The 15,602-nt window shown below is 44.1% G+C and carries 20 protein-coding genes; 12 read left to right on the forward strand and 8 right to left on the reverse strand.

All coding sequences use genetic code 11. The annotated features are described in order from the left end of the window. The 7 genes from murA to A3766_RS20670 form a co-directional block, all read right to left on the reverse strand. The coding region (gene murA / locus A3766_RS20640; protein WP_068642917.1) for a UDP-N-acetylglucosamine 1-carboxyvinyltransferase at window positions 1-1,104 on the reverse strand (1,104 nt) is incomplete at its 3' end. A gap of 60 nt (window positions 1,105-1,164) precedes the next feature. After that, window positions 1,165-1,404, reverse strand: a complete 240-nt coding sequence (locus tag A3766_RS20645; protein WP_068511143.1) for a BolA family protein — start codon at window positions 1,402-1,404, stop codon at window positions 1,165-1,167. A 221-nt stretch (window positions 1,405-1,625) separates the two neighbouring features. Further along, window positions 1,626-1,949: a lipid asymmetry maintenance protein MlaB gene (locus A3766_RS20650; protein WP_068511145.1), complete on the reverse strand. Its 324-nt coding sequence runs from the start codon at window positions 1,947-1,949 to the stop codon at window positions 1,626-1,628. A 1-nt stretch (window position 1,950) separates the two neighbouring features. Continuing rightward, on the reverse strand, window positions 1,951-2,670 hold the full coding sequence (locus A3766_RS20655; protein WP_068511147.1) for a phospholipid-binding protein MlaC: 720 nt from the start codon (window positions 2,668-2,670) through the stop codon (window positions 1,951-1,953). 71 nt (window positions 2,671-2,741) lie between these two features. Then, window positions 2,742-3,200, reverse strand: coding sequence for an outer membrane lipid asymmetry maintenance protein MlaD (mlaD, locus tag A3766_RS20660; protein ID WP_068509377.1), 459 nt, complete (start codon window positions 3,198-3,200; stop codon window positions 2,742-2,744). A 46-nt stretch (window positions 3,201-3,246) separates the two neighbouring features. Next, window positions 3,247-4,029 carry a lipid asymmetry maintenance ABC transporter permease subunit MlaE gene (gene mlaE, locus A3766_RS20665; protein WP_068511149.1) on the reverse strand — a complete coding sequence of 261 codons (783 nt, stop codon included), beginning with the start codon at window positions 4,027-4,029 and terminating at the stop codon, window positions 3,247-3,249. Between the two features lie 32 nt (window positions 4,030-4,061). After that, the gene (locus tag A3766_RS20670) at window positions 4,062-4,856 is read right to left on the reverse strand and encodes an ABC transporter ATP-binding protein (protein WP_197475971.1); all 795 of its coding nucleotides are present in this window, start codon (window positions 4,854-4,856) and stop codon (window positions 4,062-4,064) included. 249 nt (window positions 4,857-5,105) lie between these two features. Here A3766_RS20670 and A3766_RS20675 point away from each other — a divergent pair, with 249 nt between their 5' ends. From A3766_RS20675 to yjgA, 12 genes are all read left to right on the forward strand, one after another. Next, window positions 5,106-6,083 (forward strand): calcium/sodium antiporter, encoded by a 978-nt coding sequence (locus A3766_RS20675; protein WP_068511153.1) that lies wholly within the window; start codon window positions 5,106-5,108, stop codon window positions 6,081-6,083. A 45-nt stretch (window positions 6,084-6,128) separates the two neighbouring features. Then, complete coding sequence (locus A3766_RS20680; RefSeq protein WP_068511157.1) at window positions 6,129-6,671, forward strand: HAD family hydrolase; 543 nt, start codon at window positions 6,129-6,131, stop codon at window positions 6,669-6,671. 18 nt (window positions 6,672-6,689) lie between these two features. After that, window positions 6,690-7,259, forward strand: a complete 570-nt coding sequence (lptC, locus tag A3766_RS20685; protein WP_068511160.1) for an LPS export ABC transporter periplasmic protein LptC — start codon at window positions 6,690-6,692, stop codon at window positions 7,257-7,259. Beyond that, entirely contained in the window at window positions 7,243-7,851 is a 609-nt protein-coding gene (lptA, locus tag A3766_RS20690; protein WP_068511162.1) for a lipopolysaccharide transport periplasmic protein LptA, read from the forward strand. The genes lptC and lptA overlap by 17 nt, the downstream gene beginning before the upstream one ends. 12 nt (window positions 7,852-7,863) lie before the next feature. After that, on the forward strand, window positions 7,864-8,589 hold the full coding sequence (gene lptB / locus A3766_RS20695; protein ID WP_068511164.1) for an LPS export ABC transporter ATP-binding protein: 726 nt from the start codon (window positions 7,864-7,866) through the stop codon (window positions 8,587-8,589). 310 nt (window positions 8,590-8,899) lie between these two features. Continuing rightward, the gene (locus A3766_RS20700; RefSeq protein ID WP_068511168.1) at window positions 8,900-10,444 is read left to right on the forward strand and encodes an RNA polymerase factor sigma-54; all 1,545 of its coding nucleotides are present in this window, start codon (window positions 8,900-8,902) and stop codon (window positions 10,442-10,444) included. Window positions 10,445-10,546: 102 nt separating this feature from the next. After that, the gene (gene hpf / locus A3766_RS20705; RefSeq protein ID WP_068510392.1) at window positions 10,547-10,855 is read left to right on the forward strand and encodes a ribosome hibernation-promoting factor, HPF/YfiA family; all 309 of its coding nucleotides are present in this window, start codon (window positions 10,547-10,549) and stop codon (window positions 10,853-10,855) included. A 26-nt stretch (window positions 10,856-10,881) separates the two neighbouring features. Next, window positions 10,882-11,343, forward strand: coding sequence for a PTS IIA-like nitrogen regulatory protein PtsN (ptsN, locus tag A3766_RS20710; RefSeq protein WP_068510396.1), 462 nt, complete (start codon window positions 10,882-10,884; stop codon window positions 11,341-11,343). Window positions 11,344-11,385: 42 nt separating this feature from the next. After that, a complete protein-coding gene (gene rapZ, locus A3766_RS20715) occupies window positions 11,386-12,258 on the forward strand; it encodes an RNase adapter RapZ (protein WP_068510397.1) in 873 nt (290 codons plus the stop codon). A gap of 37 nt (window positions 12,259-12,295) precedes the next feature. Next, window positions 12,296-12,565 carry an HPr family phosphocarrier protein gene (locus A3766_RS20720; RefSeq protein ID WP_068509651.1) on the forward strand — a complete coding sequence of 90 codons (270 nt, stop codon included), beginning with the start codon at window positions 12,296-12,298 and terminating at the stop codon, window positions 12,563-12,565. 233 nt (window positions 12,566-12,798) lie between these two features. Continuing rightward, the gene (mgtE, locus tag A3766_RS20725; RefSeq protein ID WP_068553992.1) at window positions 12,799-14,163 is read left to right on the forward strand and encodes a magnesium transporter; all 1,365 of its coding nucleotides are present in this window, start codon (window positions 12,799-12,801) and stop codon (window positions 14,161-14,163) included. 50 nt (window positions 14,164-14,213) lie between these two features. Then, window positions 14,214-14,738 carry a ribosome biogenesis factor YjgA gene (yjgA, locus tag A3766_RS20730; protein WP_068508115.1) on the forward strand — a complete coding sequence of 175 codons (525 nt, stop codon included), beginning with the start codon at window positions 14,214-14,216 and terminating at the stop codon, window positions 14,736-14,738. 6 nt (window positions 14,739-14,744) lie between these two features. On the opposite strand, the gene A3766_RS20735 is transcribed toward yjgA, so the two are convergent. Next, the gene (locus tag A3766_RS20735; protein WP_068510930.1) at window positions 14,745-15,569 is read right to left on the reverse strand and encodes a carbon-nitrogen hydrolase family protein; all 825 of its coding nucleotides are present in this window, start codon (window positions 15,567-15,569) and stop codon (window positions 14,745-14,747) included. Window positions 15,570-15,602 lie beyond the last annotated feature (33 nt).

Here is a 15,602-nt window from a genome sequence, read left to right on the forward strand (position 1 = left end):
CATAATAGGCGCAGCATGTAATTGCTCAACCCCGGTAATGATCGCAGTGTTGCCTTCGAGCTTAACGTCAGCCCCCATGCGCATTAACTCGTGAATATGCATAAAACGGTTTTCAAATACTGTTTCTGTAATTGAACCTGTGCCTTCTGCTACGCAATTCATCGATGCAAACTGTGCCTGCATATCAGTTGGAAACCCGGGATAAGGTGCAGTTTTCACTGATACAGCTTTAGGGCGCTTACCCTTCATATCCAGCTCAATCCAGTCTTTCCCTGTGGTAATGTGTGCCCCGGCTTCCTTAAGCTTGACCAGAACTGCTTCCAACAAATCAGCACGTGTGTCTTTAAGCTTTACGCGGCCACAGGTCGCAGCGGCAGCACAAAGGTAAGTACCTGTTTCAATACGATCTGGCAGCACGTCATAATGACAACCTTTTAAGGATGCAACGCCATTAATTTCAATCGTTGCGGTACCGTGACCTTTAACATCAGCTCCCATCGCATTCAGACACTCACCCAAGTCAACGACTTCAGGTTCTCGTGCAGCGTTATTCAGGATGGTTTTACCCTCAGCCAAAGCGGCAGCCATCATCAGGTTTTCAGTACCCGTTACAGTTACCGTATCAAGAAAGATGTTTGCACCTTTAAGCCGACCATTGCTAGAAGCTCTAATATAGCCATCTTCGACCTGTATATCGGCCCCCATTGCTTCGAGACCGCGCAGGTGCAAGTCCACTGGTCGACTTCCTATCGCACAACCTCCAGGCAAAGATACTTCCGCCCGACCGAAATGAGCAAGCAAAGGTCCAAGTACCAAAATAGACGCTCGCATGGTTTTAACCAGCTCATAAGGAGCAGTTAGTTCTTTAATAGTTGACGCATTTATCTCGACACTCATTTTTTCGTCGATCGTCAACTCAACCCCCATGCGTCCCATCAACTCAATCATCGTCGTGACGTCGTGTAAATGAGGAAGATTGCCAACAGTAACGGGTTCATCAGCCAACAAAGCTGCAGCCAGAATGGGCAAAGCTGCATTCTTAGCGCCAGAGATACGAATATCACCGTCAAGCTTTACACCACCACCAATTAATAACTTATCCACGATAAGCATCCTTCTATGTATTTGTTAAATTTGTCTACTGAGATATGCCTAAACAAAAGACTAAGCTTTTTCAGCCCACTCTTGGGGAGTATAGGTTTTGATGATGACCGCGTGTATCGTCCCATCAATTATATATTTATTAAGGCATGCGTAGATTAGCTGCTGTTTTTTTACGGGGCTTAGGCCAGCGAAGACCTCGCCTATCGCTGTAACCTGGTAGTGATAACCGTCAGACTCTACCCTTACTTCGACATCGTCCATTTGATCAAGAATTAGCTTTTCAACTTCTGATGCTTGCATACTCGCCCACTACCCAGTTAATTAATGATTGAAAAATAATAATATCGCTACACATGACAAAAAGGCATGCGTAAAAAGGCGGTATCATACAGGAATCGCAGAAGGGACTAAAGCCGCTTTATTACAAAGCATGCAAGAATAACGAGCAATATAGCCTTAATAAAAGACCAAGCTCTAGACACTAATTAGAGAGCAAAAGGCTAAGCAGATCCACCAGAGAGCTATTCAGCGCCCGCCAAGATCGATTCAACACCACCAACGCGCGCCATATTAAACAAATATTCAGGAAGATTGACATAAGATAATACGCAAGAGTGCTTGTTAGCGGCACGTAAACCACTCAGCAGAATGGCCACGACAATACTACTGACACTCTCTACGCCAGATACATCAATTTTAACAGACTTGTGTTCCGAGGAAGACTCCTGAACAAAGCTCAGAAGCAATGATTTTGCCTCACGAGCCTCACGCTCTGATAACGAACCAGCAAGTGATGCTTCAAGCATATCGCCCTGACTACCTTCCTTGCGTGAAATAGATATCACCTTAGGCACCCTCGGCTACAGAAGCCGTTTCTGGCTTAGTAATGATAATATCAGTACCGTCAGGTTTCTTAATATCTAGGTCGACACTCCACCCATCAATAACTAAGTCGAGGTCGCCTTTGCTTTTCCTATATTGAAGAGCAAAACGATCCCTGAAGGCCAAACCAACGTTGACACCGAAAACAATTACGTTTTCCATCAGCCACTGATTTTCTTTATTTAAATACATCGAATAAGCAACCGGCAGCACAGTGCCATTATCTGTTATCACTTGCATATCAACCACAGCTTTCTTATCACTACGGCTATTAAGCTTGGCTTTTGTTACTTTGATATCAAAGACACCACTTTCCACCAATGTTTTGGTATAGGTCGTATACAAACTATCTTTAAAAACCGAAACAAATCGATTTTTTTGTTCCTTAGAAGCCCTGCGGCCATACTTTCCCATGACACGTGCAGCGATACGACGAAAGTCCACTATTTTATTTAGTGCACCATCCATACTCGCTAAAAAGCGCTCTGGATCAGTTTCGTAGTATTCCCTTTCTACCTTAAATAATTCCAACACTTCAGTAACATTTTTCTCAACAGTCAGCCTGATTTCTTCAGACTCCAGACCCTGACTTGCGGTCGTGGTCGCTGCGTAAGATACTTGAGCTGCTGCAATACCAAGCGCCAAAACCAGCCAAAGAGTAACCAACTTAAATGCTTTATTCATAACGTTAAATTCTTATCAAATAAAAGTGAACCAGATTAGGAACTACCCAAAACTAGTCATTACACCATTAATTAGAGATCTATCTGGCCCGAGGCGAACGCACCAATAATTTTCTCTAAATTCATCGCAGACTGCGTATCAAAAATGGTATCGCCGTCTTTCAATAGCTCTTCTTCCCCACCAACACTGAGATCAACATACTTCTCTCCCAGTAAACCGGCCGTCTGAATCGATGCGACACTATCTGCTGACAGCTGATCAACAGATGAATATATTTCCATCTCTACCAGCGCTGTGTAAGACTGCTCATCAAGACTGATCCCGCTAACCTTTCCAACCGTTACACCAGATAATGACACCCGTCCTCTAACAGCGAGACCGCCTAGGTCGTCAAATTGGGCATATATTTTGTAGGTATCACGCGCCGAATCGCTTGTTAAACCACTCACTTGTATTGCCAAAAACGCCAAGGCAGCGAATCCGGCTATCATAAATACCCCTACAGCCGCTTCTATTGTTCTCTCATACATATGACGTCATTTTCCCTAAAAAGTTTAGTTTATTTTAAATAATTGTTTAGAAAGAGCTAAACATTACCGCTGTTAGTAGGAAGTCCAAGCCAAGCACCGCTAGCGATGAATATACGACGGTTTTAGTGGTAGCTATACTAATCCCTTCTGATGTAGGAATACTATCGTATCCTTGGAACACTGCTATCCATGTACAGACCAATCCAAACACAACACTCTTGATAATGCCATTTACAATATCTTCACGAAACTCTACCGAGCCCTGCATATTAGCCCAAAACGACCCCTCGTAAACACCCAACCAGTCTACGCCAACGAGCAAACCGCCAAAAACACCAACCATACTAAAGATTGCAGCCAGAAGCGGCATCGAGATAAAACCAGCCCACAAGCGAGGTGCAATAACGCGCTTTAAGGGGTCAACACCCATCATTTCCATACTACTGAGCTGCTCGGTAGCCTTCATCAGGCCAATTTCTGCCGTTAAAGCTGAACCTGCGCGGCCAGCGAACAGTAACGCTGTCACCACCGGCCCCAGCTCTCTAACCAGTGTTAAGGCAACCATCTGCCCAACAGCTTGTTCTGAACCATAATCGACGAGAATGCTGTAGCCCTGTAAAGCAAGCACCATACCGATAAACAAGCCGGATACAATAATAATAACAAGCGACAACACTCCGACGTGATATAACTGTTTGACCAGAAGGCGAAAGCCTTTGAGGTTTGGCGTTAAACCGAAAATAGCACGGAGCAAGAAAATCCCCGAACGCCCCATCGCCGCCCAAAAATCTATTCCCTTACGTCCATATTGAACAAAAAAATCAATCACTAAGCTAATCTCACACTTGAAGGAACTATGGGCTACCCTAACAATTCGCTACGAAAATCTGTAGCCGGGTAATGAAAAGGAACAGGGCCATCAGGCAAACCGTTAAGAAACTGCTTTACCAGCGGAGAGCCTGAGGTTTTTAGCTCCTCTGGAGAACCTTCACCAATGACAACACCGTCAGCCAAGATTACAGCATGATCACAGATGCTTAGGGACTCTGTAATATCATGCGAAACCAGCACGCTCGTTAAGCCTAATGCATCATTAAGCAAGCGAATCAATTGAACCAGCACTCCCATCGCAATAGGGTCCTGACCTGCAAAAGGTTCATCATACAAAATTAATTCGGGGTCCAAAGCAATGGTTCTTGCCAGGGCAACTCGCCGCGTCATCCCGCCCGACAACTCAGAGGGCATCATCTCTCTTGTGCCTCGCAAGCCCACGGCATGGAGCTTCATCAAGACAATATCTCGAATGATATCCTCAGGCAGATTAGTATGTTCGCGAAGAGGGAAAGCAACATTCTCATAAACACTCAGATCGGAGAATAGCGCTCCACTTTGAAAGAGCATTCCCATTTTCTGACGAGCTTCAAACAAATCTTTACGCTTAAGCTTGCTAACATCGACTCCGTCAACCAGTATCTCACCACTTACAGGCCGTAACTGACCACCGATCAATCTCAGCAGAGTAGTCTTTCCGGTTCCACTAGGCCCCATTATTGCGGTAACTTTTCCACGAGGGATATGCAAGGTCGCACCATTGAAAATACTTCGATGCCCTCTGACAAAATGGAGATTATTAATTGTTATATATGAATCCAAGATAGATTATCCCTAAACCTAGTAAATTCGCCACCGACTGACGCATTGCTTGGCTATTTAAACAAAGCTGCCTCATAGAGCCAAGGAAATTTAGCAATTTATTTGTACTTAATTCTCATCTTCATCAAATTGCTTTGCAATTACAAATTGGACATAATCACTTGCTTGCAATACCTGGCGATATCTTCACTAATAGGTATACTAAGGCCCTTCATTACACCCCTAGAAAAAACATTGATTAGATACTAACCTATGCTTCTATTTTCTTTAGCAATTATCCTCGGGCTTATTGTTCTTATTTGGAGTGCTGACCGATTCGTCAGTGGCGCCGTCGCTACAGCGCTCAACCTTGGCATGACACCGATGATGATCGGCTTAACAGTTGTTGCCTTCGGCACCTCAGCTCCCGAATTAATTGTTTCAGGTACTGCAGCACTAGACAATGCAAGTCACCTTGCGGTAGGAAATGCGATCGGTTCGAATATCGCAAACATTGCCCTAGTACTTGGCGCAACAGCACTGGTCTCGGCCATCCCCCTTAAAAAGGCAATTCTGAAGGTTGAGTTCCCGGTACTCATGGTCGCGACTTTCTTGGCCACCCTATTACTCAGTGACGGCATGCTGGATGCACTCGACGGTGTTGCACTATCTATAATTTTGTTTATTTCACTCATTGCTCTCGCCAAACTTCAAAACGCACCCGCGGGAGAAATCGATGAAATAGAAGACAGCAGATCCATCTCTGCAAAAAAAGCCTACATTCTTCTAGCTATAAGTATTGCTCTATTGCTCGCCAGTTCAAAGCTTTTGGTTTGGGGGGCAGTTGGCATCGCTACCGAGCTCGGCGTGAGCAAAATCATCATCGGCTTAACGATTGTTGCCATTGGAACCAGCCTACCCGAACTTGCAGCCTCCATTGCAAGCGCCCTTAAAGGCCATCACGACCTTGCCTTGGGAAACATTATCGGCTCAAACTTGTTTAATCTATTAGCAGTGCTAGCAATTCCTGCATTTCTTCACCCAATCTCACAGGGTGGCATCCCGATTAGTGAAGAGACACTATTCCGAGACTACGCTCTCATGTTTGCCCTGACCTTCGGGCTCGCTGCCATGGTTTATATCAAGCACGCAACCAAGAAGAACAGCCTTGGACCGGTAGCCGGCACGCTATTACTTGCTATCTATGGTGGCTACCTTTATGTATTGTACGAACAAACTGTACTTGCCTAGTTACAACACCTTCAACTTCACAACTAAGACTTTAGGGCCACCAACATGACTTTTAACGCACTTCCAAAAAACATTGCAGATAAAGCAGCCAGTATTAAACTCGTCGCACTCGATGTTGACGGCGTCATGACTAGCGGCAGTGTTTATTTCTCTGCACAAGGAGACGAACTAAAAGCCTTTAATATTCTTGATGGCCAAGGAATTAAAGCACTAATGAAGCATGATATCGAAGTCGCTATTATCACAGGTCGAACCTCAGCACTAACGGCGAGGCGCGCAAAAGACCTTGGCATTAAAAACATCCTTCAAGGAAGAGAAGACAAAAAAATTGCCCTAGGTGAAATTAGCGAAGAACTCGGTATTTCCTTTGACCAAATATGTTACGTGGGCGATGACTTACCTGACTTATCTGCAATCACCAGCGTGCAGCTAGGCATCACAGTTCCCAATGCGCATAGCCTTATTAAAAAGCATGCAGCACATTGCACTCAAACCCCTGGCGGCCAAGGTGCTGTCCGTGAAGTTTCTGACCTTATCCTGGAAGCTAAAGGACTTCTGGAAGCGTACCACCAGAGCTATTTATCTTAGACTCAAAACAGGCTATTTATGCTTAACCCGAGCCATTACAGACCTTTAATCATTGCCCTAGCCTGCCTTGCACTGGGTCTAATTTTATTTTCTGAAGAAAAGATAAAAGATACCCAAAAAAGCGCATCAGAAGCAGGTACAGACAGGCCCGCTGCATTCGTCGAAGGCGCAAGATTTACGCTATATGATGACAAAGGCTTCTCAACCAACTTACAAAGTAAAAGCGCATTATTTTACGCACAATCTGACCAAATCGATATCGAGCACATTGAGGCGACACTCTCAAATGAACAGGGAGAAATAATTCAACTTAGTGCCAACAATGGTGAAATCCAGCCAGACAGCGATACACTAATGCTTTCCGGAAATGTCATCATCGAGCAGATTATCCCCAGCGATAAAACATGGAGCATTGAAAGCGATCAAATATCGATAGACCGAAAACAGGCCTTTATCTCATCAAACCAAGCCGTTACCATTAGGAAAGATCAAAGCGTCATTCAAGCAACCGGCTTAAACGGCTGGCTTAATGAAAAACGCATTGAACTCCTTAGCAATGTCAGAGGACAGTATGCCTTCAATAAATAGCTTGCTCCGTGCCACCCTGTTAACCCTTTTGCCTGCTTTTTGTTTTGCAATCGACCCGAGCAGTAAACTTCCAATATCCATAGAGTCAGACCAGGCTAGCCTTGACGACCAGAATGGCACGTCAACCTATACCGGCAATGTCATAATCTCCCAAGGTTTATCTCGCCTAGAAGCAGATAATATTTCTGTAAAGGCGACAAATCGCAGCATTACAACCATCCAGGCCTCTGGCCAGCCAGCACACTTTGTACAACAAGTAAGCGCCGATAGCCCGAACACTCATGGCTATGGCAGCTCTATTACTTATATTGCAAAAGACAACTTGTTACGTTTTTCCGGCCAAGCTAAGTTAGTACAACAAGACAACTCCTTTTCAGGTGAAGAAATAGAGTACGACATTGTACGAAGAGCTATACGCGCCAAGGGAGATCAGACCCAAGGGTCTCGAGTTAAAATTCATTACTACCCTAATGCCGAGACCGCATCGGAAAATACTGAAGTGCCACTAATAAAAGGTTCTCCAGAAAACGAAAACAAACTGCCACTCGAACCTGCTCCAAATGCCGAGTCCGGTGCCGAGCAAAAGCAATAGACCTGAGCAACAATGAAAACTTTAAAAGCAGAAAACCTAGCCAAGGCCTATGATAAACGCCAAATAGTTAAAGATGTTTCCCTGACTATCAACAGCGGTGAAGTGATCGGGCTGCTCGGCCCTAACGGTGCTGGTAAAACCACTTGTTTCTATATGATTGTAGGCCTGGTTAAGCATGATAAAGGCAAGATATCAGTTAATGATACCGACCTATCATCCATGGCTATGCATGATAGGGCACGAAACGGTGTCGGCTACCTGCCCCAGGAAGCTTCAATATTTAGAAAGTTAAGTGTTCGAGACAATATCCTGGCGGTACTAGAGATTAGAAAAGATCTTTCTCGCAGCGAAAGGCGACAAAGAATGGAAGCCTTACTCGAAGAGTTTCACATCACTCACATCAAAGATAGTCTTGGCATGGCCTTGTCAGGCGGTGAACGTAGGCGAGTGGAAATAGCCAGAGCTTTAGCAATGGAGCCTGACTTCATTCTACTCGATGAGCCCTTCGCAGGTGTCGACCCAATATCGGTCAACGACATCAAGTCAATCGTCTCTCACCTTAAAAGTAAAAATATCGGCGTACTCATAACCGATCACAACGTTAGAGAAACGCTGGATATTTGTGAAAAAGCCTATATTGTTGGTGATGGCCATATCATTGCTTCAGGAAGTGCTGAAGACATTCTGAATAATGAAAAGGTCAAACAAGTCTACTTGGGCAATCAATTCAAATTATAAGCCAGTGGCTAGTTCATAGCATTCGATTCGAACAGCATATACAAACAATTAAGCATGACTTTCAGCTTAGAAATGAGTAGCATGCAATTTTCACGTCAACAAGACGATAACTTGATCTAAAACAATTATTTGTAGGCTGGTAACGTAAATATACTTTTATTTGTTTCACACTTTGCTATCTTCGCACTACACTTGTGTAAATGAAGTAAATATAAATACGTTTATTCACAGCGACCATTTCCGCAAAATATAATAAGCGACAATACATGATTCAAAATTTAAGTCTTAAGTTGGTGACATCCTCATGAACATGAAGGTTTCTCTCCAATTAAAGCTCGGTCAACAACTGACAATGACACCTCAATTGCAGCAAGCAATCCGCTTGCTACAATTGTCGACTCTTGACCTTCAAAACGAAATACAAGAAGCATTGGAATCTAATCCTATGCTCGAACTCCAGGACGATAACAACGAGCCTGGAAATACAAGTGATAAACAAGAAAATCAGAATGAAAGTCATCAAAATGATGGCAACGAGTACGCCTCTCAGGACAACCAACAAAGCAGTAGTACAGACACCAGTTCGAGCGAAGCACCTGCTAGTAATGAAGCCGACACGCCTAGTGAAGAGTGGTCAGATACTATACCGGAAGATCTGCCTGTTGATACGGCTTGGGATGACATATATACAAACAATGCGCCCAGTGGTCCCGTTCCCGAAGATGACAACAATGCCTTCGAACAAAGAAACGCTGCTACCGAGTCTCTTGCAGATCATCTAGATTGGCAACTTAACCTTACCCCCATGTCTGATCGCGACCGATACATTGCGATGTCATTAATCGACGCAACAGATACAGACGGCTACCTAACGAATACCGTTGAAGAGATACACGAGGGGCTGCACAACTCAGATGACGAAGACCCGGTTGAATTAGATGAAGTTGAAGCCGTCTTAAAACGCGTGCAGCACTTTGATCCACCTGGGGTATTTGCCAAAGACCTGCCCGACTGTTTGCTGCTACAGTTACGCCAGCTACCAAAAGATACGCCCTGGCTACCACAAGCAAAGCTTGTAATCAGCCACTACCTGAACTTATTAGGATCAAGAGACTACGCTCAACTAATGCGACGCAGCCGCCTTAAAGAGCATGAACTGAAAGAGGTTATCTCTCTAATTCAGTCTTTGAACCCTAAACCAGGTGAATCCATTGCTTCTTCCGAGCCTGAGTACATTGTGCCAGATGTCGTCGTAAAGAAAGAAAAAGGACGCTGGAAAGTTGAGCTCAACCCAGAGATTGCGCCAAAAATAAGGGTCAATGCAAATTATGCTTCGTTTATAAAGAGAGCTGACTCCAGTAACGACAACACCTTTATGAAGGATCAACTTCAAGAAGCAAAGTGGTTTATTAAAAGCCTACAAAGTCGTAACGAGACGCTTCTAAAAGTGGCAAGTAAGATAGTAGCTCACCAACAAGGCTTCCTTGACTATGGTGATGAAGCGATGAAGCCGCTGATTTTACATGATATTGCTGAAGCGGTAGAAATGCATGAGTCCACCATATCTCGTGTGACAACACAAAAGTACATGCATACGCCACGAGGCATATTTGAACTCAAATACTTTTTCTCAAGCCACGTCAGCACAACTACTGGCGGAGAGTGCTCGTCAACAGCGATTCGCGCAATTATTAAGAAGTTAATATCAGCAGAAAACCCTAAAAAACCTCTTAGCGATAGCAAGATTGCCGACTTGTTGAAAGAGCAAGGAATTAACGTCGCCCGCCGCACTATCGCAAAATACCGCGAAGCGATGTCGATCCCCCCATCGAACGAAAGAAAAAGATTGGTTTAATACAATATTTGATAACTTGCTGCCTGCAGCAAGTTGATTTGATAAGCGAAAAGTGAGTCAATATTCAACTCTCGCTAAAAATAACGATGATAGGAGAATACTATGCAATTAAATATCACTGGCCATCATGTAGATTTAACTGATGCACTTAAAGAATATGTGAAAACCAAATTGCAAAAGCTAGAGCGCCATATTGGCGGCATTAGCAACGTACAGGTAACCCTTTCTGTATCGAAACAAGCACATATTGCTGAATCAACGCTACATATCGCTGGTGCAGATATCCACGGCCACGCCGAGAACGACGACATGTATGCCGCTATCGACCAGCTAGTTGATAAGCTAGACCGTCAAATTCTTAAGCACAAGGAAAAGAAAGTTGACCGCGCACACGGCGCAGCAGCACGCTAGTTATTAGCGATCTTTAGAGTCGAAAAATGTCTGAAAATAAAATTACTATCGAGGCCATCTTGTCACCGGAGCTAACCCAACGCGGTTTGCCCGGTGGTAGCAAGAAAAAAGTTCTTCAACAGGCTGCACACCTGGTCTCAAAACAATTTCCTCATCTTGATGAAACTGAAATATTTGACAACCTTATTTCTCGTGAACGACTGGGAAGCACGGGAGTTGGGCAAGGAATTGCCATTCCCCACAGCAGACTGGAAAACTGCAAACAAGTTATTGGTTGTCTATTTACACTTGAAAAAAAGATACCTTTTGACTCGATAGATAACGAAGACGTTGATATTCTTTTCGTTTTACTTGTCCCCTCCGAGGCGACGAGCGAGCACCTGGATCTTTTAAGTCAAATTGCAGAGAAGTTCAACAACACTGCTTTTTGCGATAGTTTAAGGGAATCTGCTACAGGCACTGAACTTTATCAGAAAATAATTGCTTAAGACCTACAAACCTTAGAAGCTCAAAATTGCTAGGAACTTCTTATGAAGCTCGTTATTGTCAGTGGCAGATCCGGTTCCGGAAAAAGCACGGCCCTTCACGTCCTTGAAGACATGGGGTATTACTGCATTGATAATTTACCGGTTGGGCTTTTACTAAACCTTGGTAAACAATCACTACAAGGTAAAGATACAAGGTTAAGTAACGTTGCGATCAGTATCGATGCTAGAAATCTGCAGGGTGGAATAGAAGCATTCCCCCAAGTTTACGAGAAGCTAAAGCAGATGGAGATTGATGTCGATATCATTTTTCTTGACGCACAAAGTGAGACGCTCCTAAAGCGCTTTCACGATACTCGACGCAAACACCCACTTAGCAGCACAACACACTCACTCACCGAAGCGATTGAAACCGAAAGAACGCTTCTCGACCAGCTGGCACTAAAAGCTGACCTGACTGTCGACACTACGAAACTAACCCTATACGAGTTAAGAGACCTCATAAAACTTAGAGTGACAGGCAAACGAGAGCAAGAGCTCGCCATACTCTTTCAATCATTTGGTTTCAAAAATGGTGTTCCTAGCGATGCAGATTACGTATTCGACGTTCGCTGTTTGCCAAACCCATACTGGGACCCAAACCTTCGTACTTTTAGTGGATTAGATAAGCCCGTCGTAGACTTCATGAACGCCCAACCCGAATCCATACTAATGAAGGAAGATATCATTAACTTTCTCAGTAAATGGCTTCCTCAATTCAAAGCATCAAACCGTAGCTACATGACTATCGCGATCGGCTGTACCGGCGGCCATCACAGATCGGTCTATATTAGCGAACAGCTTGGTGCGCACTTCAAGTCGCAATTTGATAATGTCCAAATTCGCCACAAAGAGCTACCTTCACCTCACAAAACGTAATAAACTACCCTCTTTTCATTAGCTTAGTAGAACATCCATGCTTTCAGAACAAATCGAAATTATTAACAAACTTGGTCTCCATGCCCGTGCAGCCGCTAAATTTGTCGGTACTGCAACACGCTTTGAAAGCAGTATTAAAATCGCAAAGGATGGCCGAGAAGTCGATGGTAAAAGCATTATGTCTGTGATGATGCTCGCCGCAAGCTGCGGATCTTTTGTTGAAATCAGCTGCGAAGGTGCGGATCAGGAAGAAGCAATGACAGCGATCAAAGACTTGATCAATGATAGGTTTGGAGAAGGCGAATAAGCGCTCACTAAATTTCAAGCCCCCCACTCTTATCAGCTCCAATAAACTAGAACTCACTTTATAAAAGCAAACTAAGGCTCTGTTTATTGGATTATTCTGACTGTCGAAGTGTCAATTCATGCGCTATACTTAAGCAAACGTTTAAGCTATCTATATAGGTCTAATTGTAATCATCACTTCACCAGGCTTATCTGTTTTATCACTTAGCAGTTAACTAGAGATCAACGTGTTCCATGCCTAGCCAATTTTCAAACAAAAGCGCTAAAGAGAAACTTCATAGTGTAAATGAAGTAATCGAAAGCGGCTCTATCCGGCAAATTGAAAGGGTTGTGAACAAGGGGCTAAACGCAAGTGATATTGCACACCTAATTGAATCCTCTCCACCGCGAGAGCGAGCACTAATATGGCGCTTGCTGAATGACGATTTAAAAGGTGAAGTCCTACAAGATCTCTCTGAAGACATACAGGCGCACTTCCTCAGCAAGTTAAATGCTCAGGAAGTCGTAAACTTCACAGAAGACCTCGATACAGATGATCTCGCCGACATACTTCAGCAGCTACCTGACAATGTATCAGCTGAAGTCCTTGAGTCAATGGACACGCAAGACCGTGCCCGTGTCGAGGAAGTCCTCTCATATCACGAGGACACTGCCGGCGGCTTAATGAATACAGATACCGTCACCATCCGCCCCGGTATCACTATTGACGTTGTGTTGCGTTACTTAAGAAGACACCGTTCCTTACCAGAAATGACTGACAAATTGTTGGTTGTTAGTCGTAAAGATGAGCTAGTCGGAACTCTGCCACTTAATAAATTACTTGTCTCTAATCCCACTGCCACGGTTCGGGAAGTAATGGAAACTGACACCATTACCATAGATGTCAATCTGACCGATAGCGAAGTAGCTAATCTATTTGAAAGAAGAGATCTCGTCTCTGCGCCGGTTATTAACAAGGAAGGCATCCTTCTGGGCAGAATTACAATCGATGACGTGGTTGATGTCATCAGAGAAGATGCTGACCATTCGCTAATGAGCATGGCAGGTCTTGATGAAGAAGAAGATACATTCGCCCCCGTTAAGCAAACAAGCAAGCGCAGAGCTATATGGCTTGGCATCAACTTGATTACTGCCTTCATCGCATCAACAGTGATTGGCGTATTCAAAGAAACCATCGAGCAAGTCGTAGCGCTCGCCGTATTGATGCCTATCGTCGCCAGCATGGGGGGCGTCGCAGGTAGCCAAACATTAACACTGGTTATTAGAGCTATTGCTGTTGGCCAAATCAGCCATTCAAATCTGTCATGGCTGTTAAACAGAGAGTTTCTAGTATCCATAATCAACGGCACACTTTGGGCTTTTGTGGTCGCTGTCGCCGCCATTCTTTGGTTTAACGACCTAACGATTGGCCTGGTGATCGCTGCAGCAATGGTCATTAATCTAGTCGTAGCCGCCATCGCTGGCACAATCCTGCCTATTTACCTAAAATCAAAAAGCATTGATCCTGCACTAGCTGGTAGTGTTATCCTTACCACAATTACCGATGTTGTAGGCTTTTTGTCATTCTTGGGCTTGGCAACTTTTGCCTACGCGAACTAGTAAGACTCCATTAATATATTTTTTTGTTATACCATACAGGTACCCAAGTAATGAGCGATTTTGACCAATACCACGACGAAGATGATCTAGAATTTGAGAAAAGTAAAAGTCAGGTCAAGCGCGAGATGGAAGCACTCCAGGCTTTAGGCCGAAAACTTACTGAACTAAAGCCAGCTCAGCTAAAAAAAGTGCCAATGAGTGAAGATCTGACTCATGCAATAAAAGAGTCCTACAATATTCGTCAAAATGAGGCGAAAAGGCGGCACCTTCAATTCATTGGTAAGCTAATGCGCGCAGAAGACGCTGAAGCGATTCAGTTCGCAATTGATCAGTTTGACTCCAGCAGTCAACGATATGCTCAAGAGCTTCACCAAATGGAGTCCTGGAGAGACCGTTTGATTAGCGGTGGAAATGATGTGCTTAGTAATTTTATTTCCGACAACCCTGATACAGACGTACAACACCTGAGAGCGCTCGTTCGCAACGCTAAGAAAGATCACGACCAGCAAAAGAATACTGGCGCGGGTAAAAAGCTGTTTCAATATATTCGAACGATTACTCAAGATATTGAGTAAAGCCAGCTAACTTGAAAATAGCGGCATCGCTGCGCGAATTTTATTCAAGCCTTTAAAATCCAAATTCGCACTACAAATACCAGCTCCTTTGCCGAGCTGGTTTAATATGTTTCCCCAAGGGTCGATGATCATACTCTGTCCCCAAGTTTTACGCCCACGGCTATGCTCTCCACCCTGATTTGCAGCAATAACAAAGCACTGGTTTTCAATAGCTCGCGCACGCAACAATAACTCCCAATGAGCTTGGCCGGTTTTTTCGGTAAAAGCAGAAGGTACAAGTAATATTTTTGCCCTTGCCCTACGCATGTCCTGATACATCTCTGGAAAGCGCAAATCATAGCAAATTGAAAATCCGATTCCGGCCTGAGTACCATCTTCGAAACTTATCGTTTCAACTACGGTTCTTTCACCGGGACAAAAGGTATCCGACTCACGATACTCGCCATGCTCATCACCGACCTCAACATCAAATAAATGTTGCTTATCATAGTAGGCCTGTACTTCACCTGAGATATTAATCAGAAGACTACGACTAAAATATCGTTGCTTCCCTTGTGAACTAAGTGAGAGCGAAGCGGGGAACGGCAAACTACCCAAAACCAGGTTGATAGAATTATTTTTGGCAAATTGACGAAAGGCTTCCAAATATCCTTCGAACTTTTCCTGAAGCTGGGAATTTAGTGCGCTGCCGAAATAAAGAAAGTTTTCAGGGAAAACAACTAGCTCACAATCAGAACCAGAAAATTCACGCTCGAGTACCTCCATCGCCAGCTTGAAATTTTCTTCTGGCTCATCAGTACTGACCGTTTGAATGCATGCAACTCGAACCACGGCGTTACCTTATATAATTGATTGATGTCGTAG

It is taken from the genome of Oleiphilus sp. HI0132, assembly GCF_001635845.1.

Bases quoted from the DNA above. Each gene is read 5' to 3' on its own strand.
- A3766_RS20680 (WP_068511157.1), top strand. From the start codon at position 6,129: ATGACTTTTAACGCACTTCCAAAAAACATTGCAGATAAAGCAGCCAGT.
- lptA (WP_068511162.1), top strand. From the start codon at position 7,243: ATGCCTTCAATAAATAGCTTGCTCCGTGCCACCCTGTTAACCCTTTTG.
- A3766_RS20655 (WP_068511147.1), bottom strand. From the start codon at position 2,670: ATGAATAAAGCATTTAAGTTGGTTACTCTTTGGCTGGTTTTGGCGCTT.
- yjgA (WP_068508115.1), top strand. From the start codon at position 14,214: ATGAGCGATTTTGACCAATACCACGACGAAGATGATCTAGAATTTGAG.
- ptsN (WP_068510396.1), top strand. From the start codon at position 10,882: ATGTCTGAAAATAAAATTACTATCGAGGCCATCTTGTCACCGGAGCTA.
- lptB (WP_068511164.1), top strand. From the start codon at position 7,864: ATGAAAACTTTAAAAGCAGAAAACCTAGCCAAGGCCTATGATAAACGC.
- hpf (WP_068510392.1), top strand. From the start codon at position 10,547: ATGCAATTAAATATCACTGGCCATCATGTAGATTTAACTGATGCACTT.
- A3766_RS20645 (WP_068511143.1), bottom strand. From the start codon at position 1,404: ATGCAAGCATCAGAAGTTGAAAAGCTAATTCTTGATCAAATGGACGAT.
- A3766_RS20675 (WP_068511153.1), top strand. From the start codon at position 5,106: ATGCTTCTATTTTCTTTAGCAATTATCCTCGGGCTTATTGTTCTTATT.
- lptC (WP_068511160.1), top strand. From the start codon at position 6,690: ATGCTTAACCCGAGCCATTACAGACCTTTAATCATTGCCCTAGCCTGC.
- mlaD (WP_068509377.1), bottom strand. From the start codon at position 3,200: ATGTATGAGAGAACAATAGAAGCGGCTGTAGGGGTATTTATGATAGCC.
- mgtE (WP_068553992.1), top strand. From the start codon at position 12,799: ATGCCTAGCCAATTTTCAAACAAAAGCGCTAAAGAGAAACTTCATAGT.
- A3766_RS20700 (WP_068511168.1), top strand. From the start codon at position 8,900: ATGAAGGTTTCTCTCCAATTAAAGCTCGGTCAACAACTGACAATGACA.
- rapZ (WP_068510397.1), top strand. From the start codon at position 11,386: ATGAAGCTCGTTATTGTCAGTGGCAGATCCGGTTCCGGAAAAAGCACG.
- A3766_RS20720 (WP_068509651.1), top strand. From the start codon at position 12,296: ATGCTTTCAGAACAAATCGAAATTATTAACAAACTTGGTCTCCATGCC.